The organism is Actinokineospora sp. (assembly GCF_052390155.1).
Lineage (GTDB): Bacteria > Actinomycetota > Actinomycetes > Mycobacteriales > Pseudonocardiaceae > Actinokineospora.
This window is the reverse complement of the sequence record NZ_JBQTHF010000029.1, coordinates 48620-73738: the sequence shown is the minus strand read 5'-3', so window position 1 is coordinate 73738 and position 25119 is coordinate 48620. Positions and strand designations below refer to the sequence as shown.

Sequence of the window (25119 nt, the reverse complement as noted above, 5' to 3'; positions counted from 1 at the left end):
CGAAGAAGATCTACAAGATCGGCGAGGTCCACGAGGGCGCGGCGACGATGGACTGGATGCCGCAGGAGCAGGAGCGCGGCATCACCATCACGGCCGCCGCGACGACGGCGTTCTGGGCCGACCACCGCATCAACATCATCGACACGCCCGGCCACGTCGACTTCACCGTCGAGGTGGAGCGTTCGCTGCGGGTGCTCGACGGCGCTGTCGCCGTCTTCGACGGCAAAGAAGGTGTCGAGCCCCAGTCCGAGCAGGTATGGCGCCAGGCCACCAAGTACGACGTCCCGCGGATCTGCTTCGTCAACAAGATGGACAAGCTCGGCGCGGACTTCTACTTCACCGTGCGCACCATCTCGGAGCGCCTCGGTGCCAAGCCGCTGCCGATCCAGTTGCCGATCGGCAGCGAGAGCGAGTTCATCGGCGTCGTCGACCTGGTGGAGATGCGCGCGCTGACCTGGCGTGGCGAGGTCCAGAAGGGCGAGGACTACACGGTCGAGGACATCCCGGCCGACATGGCCGAGAAGGCCGCCGAATACCGTGAGGCGCTGATCGAGGCTGTCGCCGAAACCGACGACGAGCTCATGGAGCTCTACCTCGGCGGCGAGGAGCTCTCGGTCACGCAGATCAAGACCGGCATCCGCCGGATCGTGACCAACCGGTCGGCCTACCCGGTGCTGTGCGGTTCGGCGTTCAAGAACAAGGGCGTGCAGCCCATGCTCGACGCCGTGATCGACTTCTTGCCGTCCCCGCTGGACGTGCCGCCGGTCGAGGGCACCCTGCTCGACGGCGAGACCAAGGTCACGCGCGCGCCCAGCACCGACGAGCCGTTCGCGGCGCTGGCGTTCAAGATCGCGACGCACCCGTTCTTCGGCAAGCTGACCTACGTCCGGGTGTACTCGGGCAGGCTGGCCTCCGGGTCCCAGGTCATCAACGCGAGCAAGGATCGCAAGGAGCGCATCGGGAAGCTCTTCCAGATGCACGCCAACAAGGAGAACCCGATCGACGAGGCCATCGCGGGCCACATCTACGCGGTGATCGGTCTCAAGGGCACCACCACTGGCGAAACCCTGTGCGACCCGGACAACCCGATCGTCCTTGAGTCGATGACGTTCCCCGACCCGGTCATCCAGGTCGCGATCGAGCCGAAGACCAAGGCCGACCAGGAGAAGCTGGGCACCGCGATCCAGAAGCTCGCCGAGGAGGACCCGACGTTCCGGGTCAACCAGGACGACGAGACCGGCCAGACGATCATCGCGGGCATGGGCGAACTGCACCTCGACATCCTCGTCGACCGCATGCGGCGCGAGTTCAAGGTCGAGGCGAACATCGGCAAGCCGCAGGTGGCCTACCGCGAGACGATCCGTCGCACGGTGGACAAGCTCGACTACGTCCACAAGAAGCAGACGGGTGGCTCCGGCCAGTTCGCGAAGGTCATCATCAAGCTGGAGCCGCTGCCCACCACGGACGGCGTGCTCTACGAGTTCGACAACAAGGTCACCGGTGGCCGCGTGCCGCGGGAGTACATCCCGTCGGTGGACGCGGGCGCGCAGGACGCCATGCAGTACGGTGTCCTCGCCGGGTACCCCCTGGTCGGGTTGAAGCTGACCCTGTTGGACGGCGCGTACCACGAGGTCGACTCGTCCGAGATGGCGTTCAAGGTCGCCGGTTCCATGGCGCTCAAGGAAGCCGCTCGCAAGGCCGACCCGGTGCTGCTGGAGCCGATGATGGCGGTCGAGGTGATCACGCCCGAGGAGTACATGGGCGAGGTCATCGGCGACCTGAACTCCCGCCGTGGCCAGATCCAGGCCATGGAGGAGCGCAGCGGAGCCCGCATCGTCAAGGCGCTGGTGCCGCTGTCGGAGATGTTCGGGTATGTGGGCGACCTGCGGTCCAAGACCCAGGGCCGGGCCAACTACTCGATGGTGTTCGACTCCTACGCCGAGGTTCCCACGAACGTCGCGAAGGAGATCATCGCAAAGGCTACTGGGGAGTAATCCCACGCCGGAGCGCCACGCGAAGTCGCGTGCGAGCTCTGGCCGTGGACTCCCCGGGGTCCGCACACAGACCGATCGAGCCGCCATCCGAAACCGTTCGGCCAGGCGGAAAGTACAAGTGCAGGAGGACATCAAGTGGCGAAGGCGAAGTTCCAGCGGACCAAGCCGCACGTCAACATCGGGACCATCGGTCACATCGACCACGGAAAGACCACGCTGACCGCGGCGATCTCGAAGGTCCTGCACGACAAGTACCCCGACCTGAACCCCTTCACGCCGTTCGACGAGATCGACAAGGCGCCGGAGGAGAAGGCCCGTGGTATCACGATCTCGATCGCGCACATCGAGTACCAGACGGAGAAGCGCCACTACGCGCACGTCGACTGCCCGGGACACGCCGACTACGTGAAGAACATGATCACCGGCGCGGCGCAGATGGACGGCGCCATCCTGGTGGTCGCGGCGACCGACGGCCCGATGCCGCAGACGCGTGAGCACGTGCTGCTCGCCCGTCAGGTCGGCGTGCCGTACATCGTGGTGGCCCTGAACAAGGCCGACATGGTCGACGACGAGGAGATCCTGGAGCTCGTCGAGCTTGAGGTTCGTGAGCTCCTCACGAACCAGGACTTCCCGGGCGACGACCTGCCGGTCGTGCGCGTCTCCGCGCTCAAGGCCCTTGAGGGCGACGCCGAGTGGGGCGCCAAGCTCATCGAGCTGATGGACGCGGTCGACGAGAGCATCCCGGAGCCCGAGCGGGAGATGGACAAGCCGTTCCTCATGCCCGTCGAGGACGTCTTCACCATCACCGGCCGCGGCACCGTGGTGACCGGCCGCATCGAGCGGGGCATCGTCAACGTCAACGAGGAAGTCGAGATCGTCGGCATCCGCGAGAAGGCGCAGAAGACCACCGTCACCGGTGTCGAGATGTTCCGCAAGCTGCTCGACCAGGGTCGGGCGGGCGACAACGTCGGCCTGCTCCTGCGTGGCATCAAGCGTGAGGACGTCGAGCGCGGCCAGGTCGTCGTGAAGCCGGGTACCACCACCCCGCACACCGACTTCGAGGCCCAGGTCGTCATCCTGAGCAAGGACGAGGGTGGTCGCCACACCCCGTTCTTCAACAACTACCGTCCGCAGTTCTACTTCCGCACCACGGACGTCACCGGTGTCGTCACCCTCCCCGAGGGCACCGAGATGGTCATGCCGGGCGACAACACGGCCATGACCGTCGCGCTGATCCAGCCCATCGCGATGGATGAGGGTCTGCGGTTCGCGATCCGCGAAGGTGGCCGCACCGTCGGCGCCGGCCGGGTCGTCACGATCAACAAGTAGTGCCGTCGGGGTGGCCGGAGTTACTTCGGCCACCCCGATTTGGATCGCCACACAGCGGTGTGGCATCCTTTATGGGTTGCTCGTTGCGGGGCGGCCGGTCTGGTTCGATTACCGGCCGCCCCGGCACGAGTACCGGGGTCACTATGACCCTCGGGTTTGCACGGCCCGCCCCAGCGGCGATCGAGTCTCCGGTTTCACCAGGAGTGCCGATTCACCCAAGGGACCGGTATGCGAATCGGGCGCGACACGCCCGACCGCGTGGACCGGGGCCAGCCCGACAACGATTGACTTGTGAACAGGGAAGCGGCGCGGCATCGGCCCACGGGCCAGCCGAGGATCGCAACCGCACCGCAGCGGTACGAGACAGAGGAACGGCAAGCCACTATGGCGGGACAGAAGATCCGCATCCGGCTCAAGGCCTACGACCACGAGGCGATCGACGCGTCCGCGCGCAAGATCGTGGAGACCGTGACGCGCACCGGCGCTCGGGTCGTGGGGCCAGTGCCGCTGCCCACCGAGAAGAACGTCTACTGCGTCATCCGCTCGCCGCACAAGTACAAGGACTCGCGCGAGCACTTCGAGATGCGTACGCACAAGCGTCTGATCGACATCCTCGACCCGACGCCGAAGACGGTGGACGCGCTCATGCGCATCGACCTTCCGGCGAGCGTCGACGTCAACATCCAGTAAGCGTGCGGCGCATCAGAGCGGTGGAGAGTAACGAGAGCCATGTCTGACAGGCAGATGAAAGGGATCCTGGGCACCAAGCTCGGGATGACCCAGGTCTTCGACGAGAACAACCGGATCGTCCCGGTGACCGTCGTCAAGGTGGGACCCAACGTGGTCACGCAGATCCGCAGCGCGGAGACCGACGGCTACGCCGCGGTCCAGCTCGCGTTCGGCGCGATCGACCCGCGCAAGGTGAACAAGCCCGAGGGCGGCCACTTCGGCAAGGCGGGGGTGACGCCGCGCCGCTACCTCGCGGAGCTGCGCACCACCGACGCCGCCGAGTACGAGGTCGGCCAGGAGATCACCGCAGAGGTGTTCGAGTCGGGCCAGGTCATCGACGCTACCGGGACCACCAAGGGCAAGGGCACCGCCGGTGTCATGAAGCGCCACGGGTTCAAGGGCCTCGGCGCGGGACACGGCGTGCAGCGCAAGCACCGCTCGCCGGGTTCCATCGGCGGCTGTGCCACCCCGGGCCGGGTGTTCAAGGGTCTGCGGATGGCGGGCCGGATGGGCAACGTCCGGGTCACCACCCAGAACCTCACTGTGCACCAGGTCGACGCGGACACCGGCCTCATCCTGATCAAGGGCGCCGTGCCCGGCCCCAAGGGCGGCCTGGTGTTCCTCAAGACGGCTGCGAAGGGCGGTGTCTGATGACCAGTGTTGACATCAAGACCCCCGCAGGAAAGACCGACGGCAGCGTCGAGCTGCCCGGCGAGATCTTCGACGTGCAGGCGAACATTCCGCTGATGCACCAGGTTGTCGTGGCCCAGATGGCCGCCGCGCGCCAGGGCACGCACTCGACCAAGACTCGCGGCGAGGTCTCCGGCGGTGGCCGCAAGCCGTACCGGCAGAAGGGCACCGGCCGCGCCCGGCAGGGCTCGACCCGGTCGCCGCAGTTCGTCGGCGGCGGTGTCTCGCACGGCCCGCAGCCGCGCGACTACACCCAGCGGACACCGAAGAAGATGAAGGCCGCCGCGCTGCGCGGTGCCCTCTCCGACCGCGCTCGCGCTGGCCAGGTGCACATCGTCACCACCCTGGTCGAAGGCGACAAGCCCTCGACCAAGATCGTTCGCGACCTGCTGGCCACGATCTCCACGGCCAAGCGCCTGCTGGTCGTGCTGACCAGGGCCGAGGACGTCGCCTGGGTGTCGGCGCGCAACCTGCCGCACGTGCACGTGATCGCGCCGGACCAGCTCAACACCTACGACGTGCTCGTCAACGACGACGTGGTGTTCACCAAGACCGCCTACGAGGCGTTCCTGGCCGGTCCCAGCCGCTCCGTCAAGGCGTCGGCCAGTTCCACGGAGGTCTCGGCCTTCGGTGCGGGCAGCCACGACGCGCTGGCCGACGGCTCGCAGCCGGACGGTTTCCCGATCAAGGGCAACGCCGACTCGAAGCTCTACCACGTGCCCGGCAGCGCCTTCTACGACCGCACGGTCGCCGAGGTGTGGTTCGCCACCGCCGAGGACGCCGAGCAGGCGGGCTTCGCACTGCCGCCGTCGCAGCGGAAGGAAGCGGACAAGTGATCCCCGACCCCCGAGACATCCTGCTCGCGCCGGTGATCTCCGAGAAGTCCTACGGGCTGCTCGAAGAGAACAAATACACGTTCCTGGTGTCTCCCGACGCCAACAAGACCCAGATCAAGATCGCGGTCGAGAAGGTGTTCGGCGTGCAGGTGGTGAGCGTGAACACGCTCAACCGCAACGGCAAGCGCAAGCGCACCCGCTCCGGGTACGGCAAGCGCAAGGACACCAAGCGGGCAATCGTGACGCTGTCCGCCGAGAGCAAGCCGATCGAGATCTTCGGCGGCCCGGCCGCGTAAGGGACTGAGCAAACATGGGCATCCGCAAATACAAGCCGACGACCCCGGGCCGTCGCGGCTCCAGCGTCTCGGACTTCGCCGAGATCACTCGGTCGACGCCGGAGAAGTCGTTGATCCGTCCGCTGCACGGCAGCGGCGGGCGCAACGCGCACGGCAAGATCACCACCCGGCACAAGGGTGGCGGTCACAAGCGCGCGTACCGCCTGATCGACTTCCGGCGCCACGACAAGGACGGTGTGCCCGCCAAGGTGGCGCACATCGAATACGACCCCAACCGCACAGCGCGCATCGCGCTGCTGCACTACGCCGACGGCGAGAAGCGCTACATCATCGCGCCGAACAAGCTGCGTCAAGGCGACCCGATCGAGAACGGCCCCCGGGCCGACATCAAGCCGGGTAACAGCCTGCCGATGCGCAACATCCCGGTCGGCACCGTGATCCACGCGATCGAGCTTCGCCCCGGCGGCGGCGCCAAGATCGCGCGGTCCGCGGGCACGAGCGTGCAGCTCGTCGCGAAGGACGGCCCGTACGCCCAGTTGCGGATGCCCTCGGGCGAGATCCGCAACGTGGACGTGCGCTGCCGCGCCACCGTCGGCGAGGTCGGCAACGCCGAGCACTCCAACATCAACTGGGGCAAGGCGGGCCGCATGCGGTGGAAGGGCAAGCGCCCAACCGTCCGCGGTGTCGCGATGAACCCGGTCGACCACCCGCACGGTGGCGGTGAGGGCAAGACCTCCGGTGGTCGCCACCCGGTGAACCCGGCAGGCAAGCCCGAAGGCCGCACCCGTCGCAGCAAGCCGAGCGACAAGATGATCGTCCGCCGTCGCCGCACTGGCAAGAACAAGCGCTGAGCAGGGAGGTAGAAGCACATGCCACGCAGCCTGAAAAAGGGCCCGTTCGTGGACGACCACCTGCTCAAGAAGGTGGACGCTCTCAACGAGTCCGGCAAGAAGACCGTGATCAAGACGTGGTCCCGCCGGTCCACGATCATCCCGGACATGCTGGGGCACACCATCGCGGTGCACGACGGCCGCAAGCACGTCCCGGTGTTCGTATCCGAGGCGATGGTGGGTCACAAGCTGGGCGAGTTCGCCCCGACCCGCACGTTCAAGGGCCACATCAAGGACGACCGCAAGGCACGTCGCCGCTAGCCGGTGGCACGAACTAGTAGAGAGAGCAAGGGAAGCAGCGATGAACGCCCGTATCGACACCACGGCGCAGGAGGAATTTCCGCGCGCCGTGGCTCGGGCTCGCTACGTTCGCGCCACGCCGATGAAGGTGCGTCGCGTCGTCGAGCTCATCAGGGGACGTAGCGCCAGCGAAGCCCTGGCCGTGCTCAGGTTCGCGCCGCAGGCGGCCAGCGAGCCGGTCGCGAAGGTGCTCGCCAGCGCAATTGCCAACGCCGAGAACAACCTCAGCCTCGACCCCGACACCCTCTGGGTGGCCGTGGCGTACGTGGACGAAGGCCCGACGTTGAAGCGATTCCGGCCGCGCGCGCAGGGTCGCGCCTACCGGATCCGCAAGCGGACGAGCCACATCACGGTCGAGGTCGAGTCGCGGCCGGTCCAGCCGAAGCAGACCGCCAAGGCTCGCAAGACGAGCACGAAGGGTGGTGCCCGCTAAATGGGGCAGAAGATCAACCCGCACGGCTTCCGGCTCGGGATCACCACCGACTGGCGGTCCCGCTGGTACGCCGACAAGCAGTACGCGGAGTACGTCGCGGAGGACGTGAAGATCCGCAAGCTGCTGTCCAAGGGCATGGAGCGCGCGGGCATCTCCCGGGTGGAGATCGAGCGCACCCGTGACCGGGTCCGCGTCGACATCCACACGGCCCGTCCGGGCATCGTCATCGGCCGCCGCGGCGCCGAGGCGGACCGCATTCGCGGTGAGCTGGAGAAGCTGACCAAGAAGCAGGTCCAGCTCAACATCCTTGAGGTCAAGAACCCCGAGGCGGACGCGCAGCTCGTCGCCCAGGTGACCGCCGAGCAGCTCTCCAACCGCGTGTCCTTCCGGCGCGCGATGCGCAAGGCCATCCAGTCGGCCATGCGCTCGCCGCAGGTCAAGGGCATCCGGGTGCAGTGCGGCGGTCGTCTCGGCGGTGCCGAGATGTCCCGCTCGGAGCACTACCGCGAGGGTCGCGTCCCGCTGCACACGCTGCGCGCCGACATCGACTACGGGTTCTTCGAGGCCCGTACGACGTTCGGCCGGATCGGCGTCAAGGTGTGGATCTACAAGGGTGAGATCGTCGGCGGACGCCGGGAGCACGAGGCCCGGTCCGCCGCGCCCGACGCCCGTCGCGAGCCGCGGCGCGAGCGCCCGAACCGGGCGCGTCGCTCCGGTGCCTCCGGTACCACCGCGACCAGCACCGAGGCGGGTCGCGCGGCGGCCGAAGCGCAGACGAAGGGTGCGGACACGGCCAACGGCGCCGCTGTCGACACCCCCACCACTGGTAACGGGGAGGGCTGAGTAGTGCTCATCCCGCGCAGGGTCAAGCACCGCAAGCAGCACCACCCGAAGCGTTCGGGCGCTGCCAAGGGCGGCACCAAGGTCACGTTCGGCGAGTTCGGCATCCAGGCGCTTGAGCCCGCCTACGTGACGAACCGACAGATCGAGTCCGCCCGTATCGCCATCAACCGGCACATCCGCCGTGGCGGCAAGGTCTGGATCAATATCTTCCCGGACCGCCCGCTCACCAAGAAGCCCGCCGAGACCCGCATGGGTTCCGGCAAGGGCTCGCCGGAGTACTGGGTGGCGAACGTCAAGCCGGGTCGCGTCATGTTCGAGATGAGCTTCCCGAACGAGACGGTCGCGCGCGAGGCACTGCGCCGCGCGATCCACAAACTTCCGATGAAGTGCCGCATCGTCACGCGTGAGGGTGGTGACTTCTAGCAATGGCTAGCACAGGAGCGGGCACCACTGCGGCTGACCTGCGAGAGCTCACCGACGAGGAGCTCGTGCTGCGTCTGCGCGAGGCGAAGGAAGAGCTGTTCAACCTTCGTTTCCAGATGGCCACCGGCCAGTTGGACAACAACCGACGGTTGCGCACCGTCAAGCATGAGATCGCCCGGATCTACACCGTGATGCGCGAGCGCGAGCTCGGCCTCTCGGTGTCCCCGGACGCGACCGGTGAGGGCGCCGCATGAGTGAGAACGCTGGGAATGGAAACGCTGTGAACGAGGCTGGTTCTTCGGACAGCGCCGAGGTCCGCAACAACCGCAAGGTCCGCGAGGGCCTCGTGGTGTCGGACAAGATGGACAAGACGATCGTCGTGGCCCTGGAAGACCGCAAGAAGCACCCGCGGTACGCCAAGGTTCTGCGCTTCACCACCAAGGTGAAGGCGCACGACGAGGAGAACACCGCAGGCATCGGCGACCGCGTGTTGCTGATGGAGACCCGGCCGCTGTCCGCCACCAAGCGCTGGCGGCTCGTCCAGGTCGTCGAGAAGGCCAAGTAATCCAGGCTTACCCAGGCAAGGCCGAGCCTGTCAGGTCGGAAATCTGGCAGGCCAAGAATGGTCAGGAGTTGAAGTGATCCAGCAGGAGTCGCGACTGCGTGTCGCCGACAACACCGGTGCGAAGGAAATTCTTTGCATCCGTGTTCTTGGTGGTTCCGGTCGCCGCTACGCGGGAATCGGCGACATCATCGTCGCCACGGTCAAGGACGCGATGCCCGGCGCCGGTGTGAAGAAGGGTGACGTCGTCAAGGCTGTCATCGTCCGCACCGTCAAGGAGCGTCGCCGCCCGGACGGTTCCTACATCAAGTTCGACGAGAACGCCGCCGTTCTGATCAAGAACGAGGGCGAGCCGCGCGGTACCCGCATCTTCGGCCCGGTGGGTCGCGAACTGCGCGACAAGAAGTTCATGAAGATCATCTCGCTGGCGCCGGAGGTGCTCTGAAATGAAGGTCAAGAAGGGTGACACGGTCGTTGTCATCGCCGGCAAGGACAAGGGCGCGAAGGGCAAGGTCATCCAGGCCTACCCGACTCGCAACAAGGTCCTGGTCGAGGGCGTCAACCGGGTCAAGAAGCACACGCGCATCTCGCAGAACCAGCGCGGCGCGCAGTCCGGCGGCATCGTCACCCAGGAGGCACCGATCCACGTGAGCAACGTGATGGTCGTGTCCGAGGGCAAGGCGGTCCGCGTGGGCTACAAATTCGAGGACGACGGCCGCAAGGTCCGCATCGCCCGCGGCAAGCACGGCGCCGGGAAGGAGATCTGATCATGACTACCACTGAGAAGGTCATCCCCCGCTTGAAGACCCGCTACCGCGAGGAGATCACCGTCGCACTGCGGGACGAGTACAAGTACTCGAACCCCATGCAGATCCCCGGCGTGGTCAAGGTCGTCGTGAACATGGGCGTCGGCGACGCCGCCCGCGACGGCAAGCTGATCGAGGGCGCGGTCCGCGACCTGTCCACGATCACCGGCCAGAAGCCCGAGATCCGCAAGGCCCGCAAGTCGATCGCGCAGTTCAAGCTGCGCGAGGGCATGCCGATCGGCGCCCGGGTCACCCTGCGCGGCGACCGGATGTGGGAGTTCCTCGACCGCCTGCTGACGATCGCGCTGCCGCGTATCCGCGACTTCCGCGGCCTGTCGGGTAAGCAGTTCGACGGCAACGGCAACTACACCTTCGGTCTCAACGAGCAGTCGATGTTCCACGAGATCGATCCCGACACGATCGACCGCCAGCGCGGCATGGACATCACCATCGTGACCACCGCGATCAATGACCAGGAAGGCCGGGCGCTGCTCAAGCACCTGGGCTTCCCGTTCAAGGAGCAGTGACCATGGCCAAGAAGGCGCTTGTCCACAAGGCTTCCAAGAAGCCGAAGTTCGCTGTGCGGGGTTACACCCGGTGCAACCGCTGCGGCCGTCCGCACTCGGTGTTCCGCAAGTTCGGCCTGTGCCGGATCTGCCTGCGCCAGATGGCACACCGGGGCGAGCTGCCCGGCGTCAGCAAGTCCAGCTGGTAGGACTTCGGTCCACTTCGGACTGAATCCCTGCCCGCTTACCCCCATGTTCACCGTAGGCCCGAGAGGGAACCACGGTGAGAAAGGTTGACAGGTCACCATGACGATGACCGACCCGATCGCAGACTTCTTGACCCGTCTGCGTAATGCCAACTCGGCATACCACGACGAGGTCGTGCTGCCGCACTCGAAGCTCAAGGCGCACATCGCCGAGATCCTCAAGCGTGAGGGCTACATCGCCAGCTTCCGCGACGAGGACGGCGAAAAGGGCAAGAACCTTGTCGTCGAGCTGAAGTACGGCCCCAACCGCGAGCGCAGCATCGCGGGTCTGCGCCGGGTGTCCAAGCCCGGTCTGCGGGTGTACGCGAAGTCGACCAATCTGCCGAAGGTTCTCGGCGGCCTTGGCGTGGCGATCATCTCCACGTCCGGTGGCCTGCTGACCGACCGCCAGGCGGGCAAGCAAGGTGTGGGCGGGGAAGTCCTCGCCTACGTCTGGTAAGGGAAGGGGAGCAAGCATGTCTCGCATCGGACGTCTTCCGATCCCCGTCCCGGCCGGGGTCGACGTCAGCATCGACGGTCAGCACGTCAGCGTGAAGGGCCCCAAGGGCACCCTGGCGCTCACCGTGGCCGAGCCGATCATCGTCGAGCGCGCCGAGGACGGCACGCTGGAGATCAAGCGGCCCAACGACGAGCGGCAGAACCGTGCGCTGCACGGCCTGACCCGGTCGCTGGTCAACAACCTGGTCGTCGGTGTCACCGACGGCTACGAGAAGAAGCTCGAAATCCACGGCGTCGGTTACCGCGTCCTGGCCAAGGGCACGGATCTGGAGTTCTCACTGGGCTTCAGCCACCCGGTGAAGGTGCCCGCCCCCGAGGGCATCACCTTCGCTGTCGAGAGCGCGACCAGGTTCTCGGTCTCGGGTATCGACAAGCAGCAGGTCGGTGAGGTCGCGGCCAACATCCGCAAGCTGCGCAAGCCCGACCCGTACAAGGGCAAGGGCGTTCGCTACTCGGGCGAGAAGATCCGCCGCAAGGTCGGAAAGACGGGTAAGTGATCATGAGCGAAGCCACTATCGCGAAGCGCAAGCCGGTGGGCAAGGACGCCTCGACCACCCGGCGCATCGCCAAGACCCGCAGGCACTTCCGGCTGCGCAAGAAGATCAGCGGCACGTCCGAGCGCCCGCGCCTGGTCGTCAACCGGTCCTCGCGGCACATCTCCGCGCAGATCGTCGACGACCTCGCGGGCCACACCGTCGCGTCGGCGTCCAGCCTGGAGGCGGACGTCCGCGCGGTGGACGGCGACAAGAAGGCCCGCGCGGCCAAGGTCGGCGAGCTGCTCGCCGCCCGGGCCAAGGACGCGGGCATCGCGGCGGTCGTGTTCGACCGCGGCGGCAACAAGTACACCGGCCGCATCGCGGCGCTGGCCGACTCGGCCCGCGGCGCGGGGCTGGAGTTCTGATGATGAGCGACAAGGGAAGGAACGCCTGATGCCGGGACGTACACGGCAGTTCGGCGGCGGTCAGGGCGGTCAGGGCGGCCCCGGCGGCGGTCAGGGCGGCGAGCGCGGCGAGCGTCGCGGTCGCGGCGATCGTCGCGACGGTGGCGGCCGCGGGGCGGCCCAGGAGAAGAGCGCGCACCTTGAGCGGGTCGTGGCGATCAACCGAGTCGCCAAGGTCGTGAAGGGTGGACGCCGGTTCAGCTTCACCGCGTTGGTCGTCGTCGGTGACGGCGACGGCATGGTCGGTGTCGGCTACGGCAAGGCCAAGGAGGTGCCCGCCGCGATCGCGAAGGGCGTCGAAGAGGCCAAGAAGAACTTCTTCCGCGTCCCGCGGATCGGCGGCACCATCCCGCACCCGATCCAGGGCGAGAAGGCCGCAGGCGTCGTGCTGCTCCGTCCGGCCAGCGCCGGTACCGGCGTCATCGCCGGTGGCCCGGTGCGCGCCGTATTGGAGTGCGCCGGTGTGCACGATGTGCTGTCTAAGTCGCTGGGTAGCGACAACGCCATCAACATCGTGCACGCGACCGTGGCCGCGCTCAAGGGCCTGCAGCGTCCCGAGGAGGTCGCGGCCCGCCGCGGCCTGCCGCTTGAGGACGTCGCTCCCGCGGGCATGCTGCGCGCTCGCGCCGCGGCTGCCGCAGCCGGACAGGGGGCCTAGGTCATGGCACAGCTCAAGGTGACCCAGGTCAAGAGCAAGATCGGGACCAAGCGCAACCACCGCGAGTCGCTCAAGACTCTCGGCCTGCGCAAGATCCGGCAGTCCACGGTCCGCGAGGACACCCCTGAGGTGCGTGGCCTCATCCACACCGTCCGCCACCTCGTCACTGTCGAGGAGGTCGACTGATGGCTATCAAAATTCATCACCTGCGGCCTGCGCCGGGAGCCAAGACCGAGAAGACCCGTGTGGGTCGCGGTGAGGGCTCCAAGGGCAAGACCGCCGGCCGCGGCACGAAGGGCACCAAGGCGCGCAAGAACGTCCCCGCGCGCTTCGAGGGTGGCCAGATGCCGATCCAGATGCGGCTGCCGAAGCTCAAGGGCTTCAAGAACCGCTTCCGGGTCGAGTACCAGGTCGTCAACGTCGGCGACGTGGCCACCTCGTTCCCGGACGGCGGCACCGTGTCGATCCAGCAGCTCGTCCAGGCGGGCCTGGTCCGCAAGGGCTCGCTCGTCAAGATCCTCGGCAACGGTGATCTCAACGGCGTCAAGCTGGACATCACCGCGGACAAGTTCTCGGCCAGCGCGGTCGAGAAGCTCACCGCGGCCGGTGGCACCGCCACCAAGGTATGACGCATCGCCGGGCCGGGTACGCGTTTCGCGTGCCCGGCCTCGGCATGTTCGGCCGTTCCCCACTGTCACAGACGCTCGTTTTCCCTAGGCCGTAAGACCTACGGGGTGCTGGGCGTCGCGGCTCTGCTGTTAGAGTCGAAGCACGCTTCGGGGTAGGTAGCCCCGAAGCGCTCCTGGCTTGCCAGCACTTGGCGGCCAGACTTGTTCCCTGCCGGCGACCAGCCGGTTAAGCCGTTCACCGGCACTGAGCTGTCGGTGACGCCGAGGAGGTTCCTGCGTGCTCAGCGCCTTCCGCTCGGCTCTCGCGACGCCGGACCTGCGCCGCAAGATCCTTTTCACGCTCGGGATCATCGCGATCTACCGGGTCGGGGCCGCGATCCCGTCGCCCGGTGTGTCGTACCCGAACGTCAAGAAATGTATCGAGGGCGTTCAGTCCGAGGGCATCTTCCAGCTCCTGAACCTGTTCAGCGGCGGTGCCCTGCTGCAGCTCTCGGTGTTCGCGCTGGGGATCATGCCGTACATCACCGCGAGCATCATCATCCAGCTCCTGACGGTGGTCATCCCGCGCTTCGAGCAGTTGAAGAAGGAGGGCCAGGCCGGTCAGGGCAAGCTGACGCAGTACACGCGCTACCTGACCATCGCCCTCGCCGTGCTGCAGGCCACCGGCATTGTCGCGATGGCCGACCGCGGCCAGCTCTTCGCCAACTGCTCCGACCCGATCATCCCGAACAGCACCATCTTCACCCTCACGGTCGTGGTCATCACGATGACCGCGGGCACCGCGGTGATCATGTGGTTCGGTGAGCTGATCACCGAGCGCGGTATCGGCAACGGCATGTCGCTGCTGATGTTCGTCAACATCGCGGCCCGCATCCCGTTCGAGGGCAAGTCGATCCTGGACAACAAGGGCCCGGTCGTGTTCGCGGTCGTCTGCATGTTCGGCCTGCTGATCATCGCCAGCGTCGTGTTCGTCGAGCAGGGCCAGCGCCGCATCCCGGTGCAGTACGCCAAGCGCATGATCGGCCGCAGGATGTACGGCGGAACCTCGACCTACCTGCCGCTCAAGGTGAACCAGGCGGGCGTCATCCCGGTCATCTTCGCCTCGTCGCTGCTGTTCCTGCCGGACCTGATCTCGCGCCTCGTCGGCCCGGGCAACTCCGGGTGGCAGCAGTTCATCGCCACGTACCTGACCAGCCAGTCCAGCTGGGTGCACATCGCGACCTACTTCGCGTTGATCATCTTCTTCACGTACTTCTACATCACGATCACGTTCAACGTGAACGAGCGCGCGGACGAGATGAAGAAGTTCGGCGGCTTCATCCCGGGCATCCGGCCGGGCAGGCCGACCTCGGAGTACTTGAGCTTCGTACTGAGCCGGATCACGCTGCCGGGCTCGATCTACCTTGGTGTCATCGCCGTGCTGCCGAACTTCTTCCTCGACATCACCGGCCAGGGACAGAACCAGAACTTCCCGTTCGGCGGCACCGCGGTGCTGATCATGGTCGGCGTCGGCCTGGACACGGTGAAGCAGATCGAGAGCCAGCTCATGCAGCGCAATTACGAAGGGTTCCTCAAGTGACGCGTGTCGTTCTCGTCGGCCCGCCCGGAGCGGGAAAGGGCACCCAGGCGACGGAGCTGAGCCACAAGCTCGCCATACCGCACATCTCCACGGGTGACCTCTTCCGGGCGCACATCGCGAACGACACCGAACTCGGCCAGGACGTCAAGCGGTACCTCGACTCGGGGCAGCTCGTACCCGACGAGGTCACCAACGAGATGGTTCGCGTCCGGCTCGCCGAGCCGGACGCCCACGCGGGCTTCCTCCTCGACGGCTTCCCGCGCAACGTCGGCCAGGCCGACGTGCTGGGCACGATCCTCAGCGCGTCGGACACCAAGCTGGACGCGGTGATCGAGTTTCGGATCGACGAGGAACTGGTGGTCGCGCGGCTGTTGGCGCGTGGCCGCACCGACGACAGCGAGGCGGTGATCCGGCACCGCCAGGAGGTCTACCGCTCGGAGACCGCGCCGCTGCTGGACTACTACGCCGACCAGCTCATCACCGTGGACGCGGTGGGTGAGGTCGACGAGATCACCAGCCGCGTGCTGGACTCGTTGCGCGCTCGGACGTGACCGGTGGCATCGCGGGCGGGTTCCGTCTCGCATTGGCGACCTGGCGTGCGCGGATGATCGAGATCAAGACCCCCGCACAACTCGACGCGATGCGGGCCGCGGGCCTGGTGGTCGCCAAGACGTTGGCCACCCTGTCCGCGGCTGTGCGTCCCGGCGTGAGTACCGGGGAGTTGGACGAGCTAGCCGAGCAGACCATCCGGGACGCCGGGGCCGTGCCGTCCTTCAAGGGCTACCACGGCTTCCCGGCCAGCATCTGCGCGTCGGTCAACGAACAGATCGTGCACGGCATCCCGGCCAAGTCCCAGGTACTCGCCGACGGAGACATGATCTCCATCGACTGCGGCGCCATCCTCGACGATTGGCACGGAGACTCGGCCGTCACCCTCTTCGTCGGCACTGTCGCCGACCCGGACCAGGCCCTCTCCGACGCCACCCACGCCTCGATGCTGGCAGGCATCGCCGCGATCGTCCCCGGCGCCCGCCTCACCGACGTCTCGCACGCCATCGAGACCTCGGTGCACAGTTCCGAGCGCGCCCACGGCCGTTCGTACGGCATCGTCCGGGAGTACGGCGGCCACGGCATCGGCAGCAGCATGCACATGGACCCGTTCCTGCCCAACCACGGCAAACCCGGCAAGGGTCCCCGCCTGCGCGTCGGCATGGCCATCGCCATCGAACCGATGCTCACCCTCGGCGCGGAAGAAACCGTCGAACTGGAAGACGGTTGGACCGTCATCACCGCCGACGGCTCCCGAGCCGCGCACTGGGAACACACCGTGGCCATCACCGACGATGGTCCTTGGGTCCTGACCGCTCCTGAGTAGGACAGACCTGAGCCTTTCCTGGGCCCGGATGAAGCCGAGCGGCACCCCGGGAAACGGATTCACCAGCCGAAGCCCCCCGATTTGGGCGCGGATACCGACCTGCGTACACTTGACCGGTGGCGCGGTCAAAGCGCCGATTCCGTCGTGCGTGTCGCCCGGTGTTCTGGTTGTTGCCGTGCTCCATGCCCGGCGGCGAGCACCACATCCGAAGCTACACCCGACACCGTCACGAAACGCGGAGGACATGGGCAAGAAGGACGGGGCCATCGAGGTCGAAGGCCGCGTGGTCGAGCCACTCCCCAACGCGATGTTCCGCGTCGAGTTGGAGAACGGCCACAAGGTCCTGGCACACATCAGCGGCAAGATGCGGCAGCACTACATCCGCATTCTGCCGGAGGACCGGGTCGTCGTAGAGCTTTCGCCCTACGACCTGTCCCGCGGCCGCATCGTCTACCGCTACAAGTGACCCCCGGTCACCAGACCGGGAAGCCACTACTGGTGTCCCCGTTCGCCGGGGGCACGCGGCCGAAGCAGGAGAACTGAGGACGTGAAGGTCCAGCCGAGCGTCAAGAAGATCTGCGACAAGTGCAAGGTGATCCGCCGTCACGGGCGAGTCATGGTGATCTGCGAGAACCTGCGCCACAAGCAGCGTCAGGGCTGATCATCGCCTAGCCGGTCGCAGATCGGACGCGAGCAAGACAGACGACCTCCCCACACCTGCCGAGTCACACGGACTCGGCTCACGCCCGGACTTCAGGCCGGGTCTTGGACCATCGAGTCGGTCCGAGGCGGTAGGGGAGCAGACCTGGAGCACGAACTAGAGGAGACATCGCCGAAATGGCACGACTCGCCGGCGTCGACCTCCCCCGCGACAAGCGGATGGAGATCGCGCTGACCTACATCTTCGGGATCGGCCGGACACGCTCCAAGGAGCTGCTGGGCGCCACGGGGATCAGCCCGGACCTGCGCGTGAAGGACCTGTCCGACGAGGACTTGGTCAAGCTCAGGGAATACGTCGAGGAACACTTCAAGGTCGAGGGTGACCTTCGCCGCGAGGTGCAGGCCGACATTCGCCGGAAGATCGAGATCGGCTGCTACGAGGGCCTGCGGTGGCGCCGCGGTCTACCGGTCCGCGGTCAGCGGACCAAGACCAACGCCCGCACCCGCAAGGGTCCGAAGAAGACAGTCGCCGGCAAGAAGAAGGCCGGAAAGAAGTGACCAAGAGCTGCGAGACCGTGGTCGCCGTCGTCCCTCAGCGGCGACGGAACCGGCCCTTCATGGCCCTTGTGGTCGCGCCCAAGTGCGCCCGCCCGGCAGCACTGCGCGATCTCTACACGGACGCCGGAACTGTCATCCGGAACGCGGCTCCTGAAATCACTACCTCGCGCACCAGCTAGGAGAAACCCGAAGACATGCCACCGAAGTCGCGTACCGGCGCCGGAGTCAAGAAGGTCCGGCGCAAGGAAAAGAAGAACGTCTCGCACGGGCACGCCCACATCAAGAGCACGTTCAACAACACGATCGTCTCGATCACCGACCCCACCGGGGCCGTCATCGCGTGGGCCTCGTCCGGCCACGTGGGCTTCAAGGGCTCGCGCAAGTCCACGCCGTTCGCCGCGCAGATGGCCGCCGAGAACGCGGCCCGCAAGGCGCAGGAACACGGCATGAAGAAGGTCGACGTGTTCGTCAAGGGCCCCGGTTCCGGCCGGGAGACCGCGATCCGTTCGCTGCAGGCGGCGGGTCTTGAGGTCGGCACCATCCAGGACGTGACCCCGCAGCCTCACAACGGCTGCCGCCCGCCCAAGCGGCGCCGGGTCTGAGGAACGGGGAGGAGTAACAGAAATGGCACGCTACACCGGCCCCGCGACCCGCATCTCGCGTCGGCTCAAGGTCGACCTCGTCGGCGGAGACCAGGCATTCGAGCGCCGTCCCTACCCGCCCGGCCAGCATGGCCGCGGACGGGTCAAGGAGAGCGAGTACCTGCTTCAGCTCCAGGAGAAGCAGAAGGCCCGCTACACCTACGGCGTCCTTGAGCGCCAGTTCGTCAAGTACTACAAGGAAGCCTCGCGACGCGAGGGCAAGACCGGCGAGGTCTTGCTGCAGCTTCTGGAGTCCCGCCTGGACAACGTGGTCTACCGGGCGGGCCTCGCCCGCACGCGCCGCGCTGCCCGCCAGCTCGTGAACCACGGCCACTTCCTGGTGAACGGCAAGAAGGTCAACATCCCCAGCTTCCAGGTGTCGAAGTTCGACATCATCGATGTGAAGCCGAAGTCGATGGCCACGTTGCCGTTCGTCATTGCCAAGGAGGGCTACGGCGACCGCCCGATCCCGGCCTGGTTGCAGGTCGTGCAGGCCAACCTGCGGATCCTGGTGCACCAGCTTCCCGTGCGGGCCCAGATCGATGTGCCCGTGCAGGAGCAGCTCATCGTCGAGCTCTACTCGAAGTGATCTCGAAGGGGCGGCGGCGCCGGAGCCGCCGCCCCTGTCACTCGTCTCCGGGCGGGTGACATCCCAGTTCAGTCGGCGTCAAATAGTGGGCGCCATCGGGAAGGAAACAACAAGAAGTGCTCATCTCACAGCGTCCAACTCTGGCCGAGGAGCCGGTCAACGAGACCCGCTCCCGCTTCGTCATCGAGCCGCTGGAGCCCGGTTTCGGCTACACGCTGGGCAACTCGCTGCGGCGCACGCTGCTCTCGTCGATCCCCGGTGCCTCGGTCACCAGCATCCGCATCGACGGCGTGCTGCACGAGTTCACCACCGTGCCGGGTGTCAAAGAGGACGTCACCGACATCATCCTCAACCTCAAGGAGCTCGTGGTCTCCTCGGAGGAGGACGAGCCGGTGACGATGTACCTGCGCAAGCAGGGCCCCGGTGAGGTCACCGCGGGCGACATCGTGCCGCCCGCCGGCGTCACGGTGCACAACCCGGACCTGCACATCGCCGCGCTGAACGGCAAGGGCAAGCTGGAGATCGAGCTCGTCGTCGAGCGCGGTCGCGGCTACGTCCCGGCCGTGCAGAACAAGCAGGCGGGCGCGGAGATCGGCCGCATTCCGGTCGACTCGATCTACTCGCCGGTGCTGAAGGTGACCTACAAGGTCGAGGCCACCCGTGTCGAGCAGCGCACCGACTTCGACAAGCTGATCCTCGATGTCGAGACCAAGCCGTCGATCACCCCGCGCGACGCCGTGGCGTCCGCGGGCAAGACGCTGGTGGAGCTGTTCGGTCTCGCCCGCGAGCTGAACATCGACGCCGAGGGCATCGAGATCGGGCCGTCGCCGCAGGAGGCGGACACCATCGCCGCCTACGCGATGCCGATCGAGGATCTCGACCTCACCGTGCGCTCGTACAACTGCCTCAAGCGCGAGGGCATCCACACCGTGGGTGAGCTGGTGTCGCGCAGCGAGGCGGACCTGTTGGACATCCGCAACTTCGGTGCGAAGTCGATCGACGAGGTCAAGATGAAGCTCGTCGGCCTCGGTCTCGCGCTCAAGGACAGCCCGCCCGGGTTCGACCCGACGGCTGCCGCGGCGGACTACGCCACCGACGGCTGGTCGGACGGCGCGGACACCGGCACTGACGACGGCCAGGACTACGCAGAGACCGAGCAGCTCTGATCCAGTCCACATCGGACTGGCTGAGCGGCGGATTTCCACAAGGAGCAAGCAATGCCCATCCCAACTAAGGGCGCCCGTCTCGGCGGAAGCCCCGCCCACCAGCGGCTGATTCTGGCCAACCTGGCCACCGCGCTGTTCCAGCACGGCCGGATCACCACCACCGAGGCCAAGGCGAAGCGGCTGCGGCCCTACGCCGAGCGGCTGATCACCAAGGCCAAGCAGGGCGACCTGCACAACCGCAGGCAGATCATGAAAGTGATCCGCGACAAGGACGTCGTGCAGCGGCTGTGTGTCGAGATCGGCCCGTTCTTCAGTGACCGCAACGGTGGCTACACCCGGATCACGAAGACGATGCCGCGCAAGGGCGACAACGCCCCCATGGCGGTCATCGAGCTGATCAGCGAGAAGACGGTCACCGCGGAGGCCGAGGCCGCCCGCAAGACCAAGTTCGCCGACAAGCCGAAGGCGGCTCCGGCTGTCGAGGCCGCGGAAACCGTTGAGGCGCCTGCTGTCGAGGCCCCGCACGGTCCGGGCAGCCACGCCGCGCTGGAAGACGGTTCGCAGCCGGAGGGTTTCCCGATCAAGGGCAACGCCGACTCGATGCTGTACCACGTGCCGGACAGCGCGTTCTACGACCGGACCGTCGCCGAGGTGTGGTTCGCCACCGCCGAGGACGCCGAGGCGGCCGGATTCGCGCTGCCGAAGTCGCAGCAGGACAAGGCTGACGAGGACGAGTCCTGACAGCGCAGTACCCCTCGGACGAGCCCGCCGCCCCGATTCAGGGTGGCGGGCTCGTCCGCGTTCGGCTCGACATCGCCTATGACGGCACGGAGTTCTCCGGGTGGGCGCGGCAGCCGCAGCGGCGCACGGTGTGCGGGGTGCTGGAGGACACGCTGTCGCTGGTGCTGCGCCACGACGTCCGGCTGACCGTCGCAGGCCGTACCGATGCTGGCGTGCACGCGTCCGGGCAGGTGGCCCACACCGACCTGCCCGCCGACACCGACTTGGCCGCCCTGGTCCCCCGCTTCGCCCGCGCGCTGCCCGCCGACGTCCGCGTCACCGCGCTGCGCCCCGTACCCGCCGCGTTCGACGCCCGATTCGGTGCGCTGCGCAGGCACTACGTCTACCGGGTGTGCGACACGGCCTGGCGCGCCGACCCGCTGCGCCGAAGCCACGTGGTGACCTGGCCGCGCCCGCTCGACCTGGGGGCGCTGACCGAGGCGTCGGAATTGTTGTTGGGAGAACACGACTTCGTCGCCTTCTGCAAACGCCGCGACGGCGCGACCACAATCCGGCACCTCCAGTGTCTCAAGTGGACTCGCGAGTCGGATGGCCTGCTGGCGGCCCAGGTCAGCGCCGATGCCTTCTGCCATTCGATGGTGCGCAGCCTCGTCGGCGCCCTGCTCGCGGTGGGTGAGGGCCGCAAACCGGTCGACTGGCCCGCGTCGATGCTGCTGGCGACCGAACGCCCCAGCGTGATCACGGTGGCGCCCGCGCACGGGTTGGCGTTGATCGGCGTGGACTACCCGCCGGACGCGGAACTGGCCGACCGCGCCGCAGTCACCCGCCGCGTCCGCACCCGCTGACCTGGCCGGATCTCGTCCCACCGGACCTGGCTGCTGAGGGATAGAATGCCTGTTGTGACTGCCGCGCCGCATCTCCCCGAGCCGCATCCATCGGCCATGGCGGGCAGCAACGGGCTGGAGCCGTTCCCGGAGTGGGTTGGCGACGCGACCGCCGCGGAACGGTTTGGCTCGCCTGCGGCGATTCGAGGGGCACTGCTGCCAGAACAGGTGGGCGAGTTCGACGCCGCCTTCGATGGCGCGCTGACCGCGGCCCGCCAGACGTTGCATCTCGATCAGTTACGCCATGTGCTGCGCATGTGGCGGCGGATGGCGTTGATGACCGAGCAGGACCCTGACGGCCACCGCCAGATGCTTGTCACGTCAGCCGAGGTCCAGCGCACCGGCCGCCCCCGACCCGGCAGCGTGTCGTGGAGCGACCTCAAAGTCGACCTCGGTCTCTCTGACCGCACCCGCTGATCTGGCCGGATGATCAGGAGGTCGTTGTCCAGGCGACGCATGTCGGGATCTCGCTAGTGTGCATGAACTCCGCGATGGCTTTGGCGAGTTGGTCGACGGAGATCCCCGAACCTGGCGGGAACTCGTCGTCCAGGTACTCACCCCCCGGTGACTCTGGAGCCCCGACCACATAGCGCTTTCCGTGGGCCATGTCCTGGAAGCTGAGGTACCCAAAGCCGTCGTCGATCGCGACGAAAACATGATGGTCGGGCAAGCAGCGTGCTTGCTCCCACAGGGGCCGCCCACCGTGGATCAGACGTGCCAGGCCGGCACCGGGCGCACCAAGTCTCCGTACCAGGTCGGAGACATCGTCTGAGTCGGCCAGCATGACGTGCTCACTGGTGAACGATCCACTCGCCTGTTCGACCAACCAGCCGACTTCCATGGTCATCGTCTCTTCCGTCCTATGTAGACGCGGCCGTTCGGGGATGTGCCGTCGAGCACCGTCAGCCTGCCGCCTTCTGGCAGGAAGTCTTCCAGGCGCTTGTCGCAGGTGTCGGTCCACTCCTTGTCGTGATCGTTGGTTCCGCACACCGGCCGGTTGATCTCGATCACCTCGTCGGTCAGACCGTGGGCAACCATGCGGCACGCGAACTGGATCTCGACGTGCCGCGCGAGCGGGGCCTGTGCATGGCCCGAGGTCAGGCCGACCTCCCGCGCGCGCTCGTTCGCTGCCTCGAAGTACTGCTGCTTATTGCCGCTGGCCAACATCACCGTGTTGCCGTCGTTGCCCAGCCACCGTCCGTGTGTCTTGTCGCGATGCGGTGGTCGGGGTAGTGCCGCGCGGGGGTTGAGGGGCGAGCCGAGTGGTCGCGTGGCCCTCGCGGGGGTGTCCGCCGGGTTGTGGTGCTGTGCGGTGGTGTTGAGGATGTCGGTTAGGCGGGTGAGTGCGTCGGTCAACGTGTCGGCGCGGGCGATGGCGTCGCGGATGAGGTGGATGAGGGGGTGGTCGCCGAGTAGTTCCGCCATTGCGAGTCCCACTGCCTCGATGTCGTCTGCAATGGCCTTCGTGGACATGACCGGGACACGGTCTGCGAGTAGGCGCAGGTGGTCGGCGTGGTCGGCTATCACCCGCGCAGGTGGTGGTTCGCGGCCGTGATGATCTCTGCTCGGGCGTGTTCGAGGGCGGCACTCAGGTCGTTGGCGAGCGCCTGGGCCTGCGCGATAACGCTGTGGACGGCGGCGGCGCTCGCAGTGTCGCCAAGGTGGGCGACGGTCTGCTGCAGGATCGCGGTGAGTTCGGCGTGCATGGCCTGGACCTGGCCGACGGGTAGTCGTTCGGCGAGGGCGGCGAGCTGCTGGGCCTGGTCGTGGATGCTCATGGGTGATCGCCGCCGTCACGCGGTCAGTCGGGTGGGTGGGAGGTCGTCGGCGAACTTGGCCAGGGCGTCCGCGACGACGGCGGCGAGATGGTGCAGCGCCTGCTCGGTAATCACCAGGTTCAGGCAGTGCGTGGCGTGGCCGAACTCGAACTGGGCCTCGTTGCCGACCACCTCGCAGGTCATGGGGCAGTCGGACTCGATTTTGGCGAACGAATCGATGCCTATACCTCGATGGGTGAACATGGCTGTTCCTTCCGAGTCATGGGGGTAGTTGGTGAGCTGGGCGGCTAGTATCCGTGGTCGGTCGAAACTTTGATGTGTTTGCTTTGAAGGTTCTCCGTTGCTTGAGATCCTACGAGGAACTTTCCTTAAATTCACTACCTCGATCGGGTGGACCGGGGCAGTCGGTATTGACACGCTTTGTGATGGAGGTCGACGGATGGGTGCGCGGCAGACGGTGGAGCGTCGTCAACTCGGCCTGTCGCTCAAGCGGCACCGGGTGAGTCAGGGCCGATCGCAGCACGATGTCGCGGACCTGCTGGGGCACCTCGACGCGCGGATCAGCAAGGTGGAGGACGGCAGCGCGACGCTCAGCGTCGAGGAACTCGACACTGTGCTGGACTACCTCAACGTGCACGGCCCGGAGCGGGCCACCCTGCTGGAGTTGGGCGCCCAGGCGCGCAAACGCTCGCGGCGCGGCGCCAAGGAAGCGCACGCCTACACCGACACCTTGCCCGGTTCGTTCCAACGCCTCGCCGACATGGAGGCCGACGCCACCTCGATCTACCTGTACGAACCCGGCGTCATCCCCGGGCCGTTGCAAACGCCGGGGTACATCCGGGCGGTCATCCAGTCGTGTGACGGCGTGTTCTGGGAGCGGTCGGACGCCGCAGTGGAAAGCCGGATCGCGTTCCGGCGGGAGCGGCAGATCAAAGTGCTGGAGTCGGCTCGGCCGAAGGACCTCCAGTTCGTCTTCACCGAGGACGCGCTGACGATCTCCGACGACGAGGTCGAGGCTGACCTGGTGCGGGAGCAGTGTGACCACCTGCTCTACCTCGGCAGGCTCTACCCGGGCATCCGGTTCCAGGTCATCCGGTCCGGCTGGATGCGCAGTCCATCACCCAACGGTGGAATGACGTTGCTGGACTTCGCAGGCGCCGCCCCTCGGGTGGCCTTCACTCAGGGGGCATACGGGCCGTCGACGTACTTCGATGAAGAGCCCGACGTCGCGGCGCTGCTGCGGGCGTTCCGAAAGCTGCAGGAACTGGCGCTGGATCACCGCGCTACAGTTGACGTCATCCGCCGGAAACTCCAGGAGTGAGCGATGTCAACCGTGGTCCGCGACACCGGGTGGTTCAAGAGCAGTTTCAGCAACGGTGGCGGCGACCAGTGCGTTGAGTGCCGGATCGCCGTTGGCACACCGGTGCGGGTGCGGGACTCCAAGAACCCGGCCGCCGGTTCGCTGAGGCTCCCGCCTGCTGCCTGGTCGGCCTTCGTCACCACCGTCGCGGCGGTTTGAC

At 66.9% G+C, this 25119-nt stretch carries 41 protein-coding genes; 37 read left to right on the top strand and 4 right to left on the bottom strand.

Annotated features, from left to right (window positions below):
* From fusA to ACT4N7_RS11335, 35 genes are all read left to right on the top strand, one after another.
* A partial coding sequence (fusA, locus tag ACT4N7_RS11505; protein ID WP_444828647.1) for an elongation factor G occupies positions 1-1994 on the top strand: 1994 nt, incomplete at its 5' end.
* Between the two features lie 135 nt (positions 1995-2129).
* Positions 2130-3323, top strand: a complete 1194-nt coding sequence (gene tuf, locus ACT4N7_RS11500) for an elongation factor Tu (protein ID WP_444828646.1) — start codon at positions 2130-2132, stop codon at positions 3321-3323.
* A gap of 384 nt (positions 3324-3707) precedes the next feature.
* Entirely contained in the window at positions 3708-4013 is a 306-nt protein-coding gene (rpsJ, locus tag ACT4N7_RS11495) for a 30S ribosomal protein S10 (protein WP_003938093.1), read from the top strand.
* A 39-nt stretch (positions 4014-4052) separates the two neighbouring features.
* A complete protein-coding gene (gene rplC, locus ACT4N7_RS11490) occupies positions 4053-4703 on the top strand; it encodes a 50S ribosomal protein L3 (RefSeq protein ID WP_444828645.1) in 651 nt (216 codons plus the stop codon).
* Positions 4703-5578, top strand: coding sequence for a 50S ribosomal protein L4, sunset domain variant (gene rplD, locus ACT4N7_RS11485; protein ID WP_444828644.1), 876 nt, complete (start codon positions 4703-4705; stop codon positions 5576-5578). The genes rplC and rplD overlap by 1 nt, the downstream gene beginning before the upstream one ends.
* Complete coding sequence (rplW, locus tag ACT4N7_RS11480) at positions 5575-5874, top strand: 50S ribosomal protein L23 (RefSeq protein ID WP_444828643.1); 300 nt, start codon at positions 5575-5577, stop codon at positions 5872-5874. Before rplD ends, rplW begins: the two co-directional genes overlap by 4 nt.
* A gap of 14 nt (positions 5875-5888) precedes the next feature.
* Positions 5889-6725: a 50S ribosomal protein L2 gene (gene rplB, locus ACT4N7_RS11475; RefSeq protein WP_444828642.1), complete on the top strand. Its 837-nt coding sequence runs from the start codon at positions 5889-5891 to the stop codon at positions 6723-6725.
* Positions 6726-6743: 18 nt separating this feature from the next.
* Positions 6744-7025, top strand: a complete 282-nt coding sequence (rpsS, locus tag ACT4N7_RS11470) for a 30S ribosomal protein S19 (RefSeq protein WP_018682829.1) — start codon at positions 6744-6746, stop codon at positions 7023-7025.
* A 40-nt stretch (positions 7026-7065) separates the two neighbouring features.
* The gene (gene rplV, locus ACT4N7_RS11465) at positions 7066-7497 is read left to right on the top strand and encodes a 50S ribosomal protein L22 (protein ID WP_444828641.1); all 432 of its coding nucleotides are present in this window, start codon (positions 7066-7068) and stop codon (positions 7495-7497) included.
* Positions 7498-8340, top strand: a complete 843-nt coding sequence (gene rpsC / locus ACT4N7_RS11460; protein WP_444828640.1) for a 30S ribosomal protein S3 — start codon at positions 7498-7500, stop codon at positions 8338-8340.
* A 3-nt stretch (positions 8341-8343) separates the two neighbouring features.
* Entirely contained in the window at positions 8344-8763 is a 420-nt protein-coding gene (gene rplP / locus ACT4N7_RS11455) for a 50S ribosomal protein L16 (protein ID WP_444828639.1), read from the top strand.
* A 2-nt stretch (positions 8764-8765) separates the two neighbouring features.
* The gene (gene rpmC / locus ACT4N7_RS11450; protein WP_444828638.1) at positions 8766-9017 is read left to right on the top strand and encodes a 50S ribosomal protein L29; all 252 of its coding nucleotides are present in this window, start codon (positions 8766-8768) and stop codon (positions 9015-9017) included.
* On the top strand, positions 9014-9328 hold the full coding sequence (gene rpsQ / locus ACT4N7_RS11445; protein ID WP_444828637.1) for a 30S ribosomal protein S17: 315 nt from the start codon (positions 9014-9016) through the stop codon (positions 9326-9328). The genes rpmC and rpsQ overlap by 4 nt, the downstream gene beginning before the upstream one ends.
* Positions 9329-9401: 73 nt before the next feature.
* Positions 9402-9770 (top strand): 50S ribosomal protein L14, encoded by a 369-nt coding sequence (gene rplN / locus ACT4N7_RS11440; RefSeq protein WP_444828636.1) that lies wholly within the window; start codon positions 9402-9404, stop codon positions 9768-9770.
* Between the two features lies 1 nt (position 9771).
* Positions 9772-10092 (top strand): 50S ribosomal protein L24, encoded by a 321-nt coding sequence (rplX, locus tag ACT4N7_RS11435; protein WP_444828635.1) that lies wholly within the window; start codon positions 9772-9774, stop codon positions 10090-10092.
* Between the two features lie 2 nt (positions 10093-10094).
* A complete protein-coding gene (gene rplE / locus ACT4N7_RS11430; RefSeq protein ID WP_444828634.1) occupies positions 10095-10658 on the top strand; it encodes a 50S ribosomal protein L5 in 564 nt (187 codons plus the stop codon).
* Between the two features lie 2 nt (positions 10659-10660).
* Positions 10661-10846, top strand: a complete 186-nt coding sequence (locus tag ACT4N7_RS11425) for a type Z 30S ribosomal protein S14 (RefSeq protein ID WP_444828633.1) — start codon at positions 10661-10663, stop codon at positions 10844-10846.
* 97 nt (positions 10847-10943) lie between these two features.
* Complete coding sequence (gene rpsH, locus ACT4N7_RS11420; RefSeq protein ID WP_444828632.1) at positions 10944-11342, top strand: 30S ribosomal protein S8; 399 nt, start codon at positions 10944-10946, stop codon at positions 11340-11342.
* A gap of 16 nt (positions 11343-11358) precedes the next feature.
* Positions 11359-11898, top strand: coding sequence for a 50S ribosomal protein L6 (gene rplF, locus ACT4N7_RS11415; protein WP_444828631.1), 540 nt, complete (start codon positions 11359-11361; stop codon positions 11896-11898).
* On the top strand, positions 11895-12302 hold the full coding sequence (gene rplR / locus ACT4N7_RS11410) for a 50S ribosomal protein L18 (RefSeq protein ID WP_444828630.1): 408 nt from the start codon (positions 11895-11897) through the stop codon (positions 12300-12302). Before rplF ends, rplR begins: the two co-directional genes overlap by 4 nt.
* A 28-nt stretch (positions 12303-12330) precedes the next feature.
* A complete protein-coding gene (gene rpsE, locus ACT4N7_RS11405) occupies positions 12331-12999 on the top strand; it encodes a 30S ribosomal protein S5 (RefSeq protein WP_444828629.1) in 669 nt (222 codons plus the stop codon).
* A 3-nt stretch (positions 13000-13002) separates the two neighbouring features.
* The gene (rpmD, locus tag ACT4N7_RS11400) at positions 13003-13185 is read left to right on the top strand and encodes a 50S ribosomal protein L30 (RefSeq protein WP_444828628.1); all 183 of its coding nucleotides are present in this window, start codon (positions 13003-13005) and stop codon (positions 13183-13185) included.
* Positions 13182-13628 (top strand): 50S ribosomal protein L15, encoded by a 447-nt coding sequence (gene rplO / locus ACT4N7_RS11395; protein WP_444828653.1) that lies wholly within the window; start codon positions 13182-13184, stop codon positions 13626-13628. Before rpmD ends, rplO begins: the two co-directional genes overlap by 4 nt.
* Before the next feature lie 277 nt (positions 13629-13905).
* Positions 13906-15207 carry a preprotein translocase subunit SecY gene (gene secY / locus ACT4N7_RS11390; protein WP_444828627.1) on the top strand — a complete coding sequence of 434 codons (1302 nt, stop codon included), beginning with the start codon at positions 13906-13908 and terminating at the stop codon, positions 15205-15207.
* Positions 15204-15758 (top strand): adenylate kinase, encoded by a 555-nt coding sequence (locus ACT4N7_RS11385; RefSeq protein ID WP_444828626.1) that lies wholly within the window; start codon positions 15204-15206, stop codon positions 15756-15758. Before secY ends, ACT4N7_RS11385 begins: the two co-directional genes overlap by 4 nt.
* Positions 15759-15811: 53 nt before the next feature.
* On the top strand, positions 15812-16582 hold the full coding sequence (map, locus tag ACT4N7_RS11380) for a type I methionyl aminopeptidase (RefSeq protein WP_444828625.1): 771 nt from the start codon (positions 15812-15814) through the stop codon (positions 16580-16582).
* 244 nt (positions 16583-16826) lie between these two features.
* Positions 16827-17048: a translation initiation factor IF-1 gene (gene infA, locus ACT4N7_RS11375; RefSeq protein WP_005166804.1), complete on the top strand. Its 222-nt coding sequence runs from the start codon at positions 16827-16829 to the stop codon at positions 17046-17048.
* 81 nt (positions 17049-17129) lie between these two features.
* A complete protein-coding gene (gene rpmJ / locus ACT4N7_RS11370; RefSeq protein WP_010148647.1) occupies positions 17130-17243 on the top strand; it encodes a 50S ribosomal protein L36 in 114 nt (37 codons plus the stop codon).
* Positions 17244-17419: 176 nt separating this feature from the next.
* Positions 17420-17800, top strand: coding sequence for a 30S ribosomal protein S13 (gene rpsM, locus ACT4N7_RS11365; protein WP_444828624.1), 381 nt, complete (start codon positions 17420-17422; stop codon positions 17798-17800).
* A 194-nt stretch (positions 17801-17994) separates the two neighbouring features.
* The gene (rpsK, locus tag ACT4N7_RS11360; protein WP_444828623.1) at positions 17995-18402 is read left to right on the top strand and encodes a 30S ribosomal protein S11; all 408 of its coding nucleotides are present in this window, start codon (positions 17995-17997) and stop codon (positions 18400-18402) included.
* Between the two features lie 22 nt (positions 18403-18424).
* On the top strand, positions 18425-19030 hold the full coding sequence (gene rpsD / locus ACT4N7_RS11355) for a 30S ribosomal protein S4 (protein WP_444828622.1): 606 nt from the start codon (positions 18425-18427) through the stop codon (positions 19028-19030).
* Between the two features lie 116 nt (positions 19031-19146).
* Positions 19147-20196 (top strand): DNA-directed RNA polymerase subunit alpha, encoded by a 1050-nt coding sequence (locus ACT4N7_RS11350; RefSeq protein WP_444828621.1) that lies wholly within the window; start codon positions 19147-19149, stop codon positions 20194-20196.
* Positions 20197-20247: 51 nt separating this feature from the next.
* Positions 20248-20937 (top strand): 50S ribosomal protein L17, sunset domain variant, encoded by a 690-nt coding sequence (gene rplQ, locus ACT4N7_RS11345; RefSeq protein ID WP_444828620.1) that lies wholly within the window; start codon positions 20248-20250, stop codon positions 20935-20937.
* Positions 20938-20972: 35 nt separating this feature from the next.
* A complete protein-coding gene (truA, locus tag ACT4N7_RS11340; RefSeq protein ID WP_444828652.1) occupies positions 20973-21782 on the top strand; it encodes a tRNA pseudouridine(38-40) synthase TruA in 810 nt (269 codons plus the stop codon).
* 54 nt (positions 21783-21836) lie between these two features.
* Positions 21837-22238: a DUF6247 family protein gene (locus ACT4N7_RS11335; RefSeq protein ID WP_444828619.1), complete on the top strand. Its 402-nt coding sequence runs from the start codon at positions 21837-21839 to the stop codon at positions 22236-22238.
* 13 nt (positions 22239-22251) lie between these two features.
* Here the strand turns inward: ACT4N7_RS11335 and ACT4N7_RS11330 are convergent, their stop codons facing one another.
* Genes ACT4N7_RS11330 through ACT4N7_RS11315 form a run of 4 tightly spaced genes read right to left on the bottom strand, consistent with a single transcriptional unit; the run spans position 22252 to position 23842 of the window.
* A complete protein-coding gene (locus ACT4N7_RS11330) occupies positions 22252-22668 on the bottom strand; it encodes an Imm1 family immunity protein (protein WP_444828618.1) in 417 nt (138 codons plus the stop codon).
* The gene (locus tag ACT4N7_RS11325; RefSeq protein ID WP_444828617.1) at positions 22665-23294 is read right to left on the bottom strand and encodes a DddA-like double-stranded DNA deaminase toxin; all 630 of its coding nucleotides are present in this window, start codon (positions 23292-23294) and stop codon (positions 22665-22667) included. The genes ACT4N7_RS11330 and ACT4N7_RS11325 overlap by 4 nt, the downstream gene beginning before the upstream one ends.
* A gap of 50 nt (positions 23295-23344) precedes the next feature.
* Entirely contained in the window at positions 23345-23599 is a 255-nt protein-coding gene (locus ACT4N7_RS11320; protein ID WP_444828616.1) for a hypothetical protein, read from the bottom strand.
* A gap of 15 nt (positions 23600-23614) precedes the next feature.
* Positions 23615-23842 (bottom strand): hypothetical protein, encoded by a 228-nt coding sequence (locus tag ACT4N7_RS11315; RefSeq protein WP_444828615.1) that lies wholly within the window; start codon positions 23840-23842, stop codon positions 23615-23617.
* A 196-nt stretch (positions 23843-24038) separates the two neighbouring features.
* Between ACT4N7_RS11315 and ACT4N7_RS11310 the strand changes: the two genes are divergently transcribed.
* On the top strand, positions 24039-24920 hold the full coding sequence (locus tag ACT4N7_RS11310; protein WP_444828613.1) for a helix-turn-helix domain-containing protein: 882 nt from the start codon (positions 24039-24041) through the stop codon (positions 24918-24920).
* 3 nt (positions 24921-24923) lie between these two features.
* Positions 24924-25118, top strand: coding sequence for a DUF397 domain-containing protein (locus ACT4N7_RS11305; protein ID WP_444828612.1), 195 nt, complete (start codon positions 24924-24926; stop codon positions 25116-25118).
* The last annotated feature ends 1 nt before the right edge of the window (position 25119 follow it).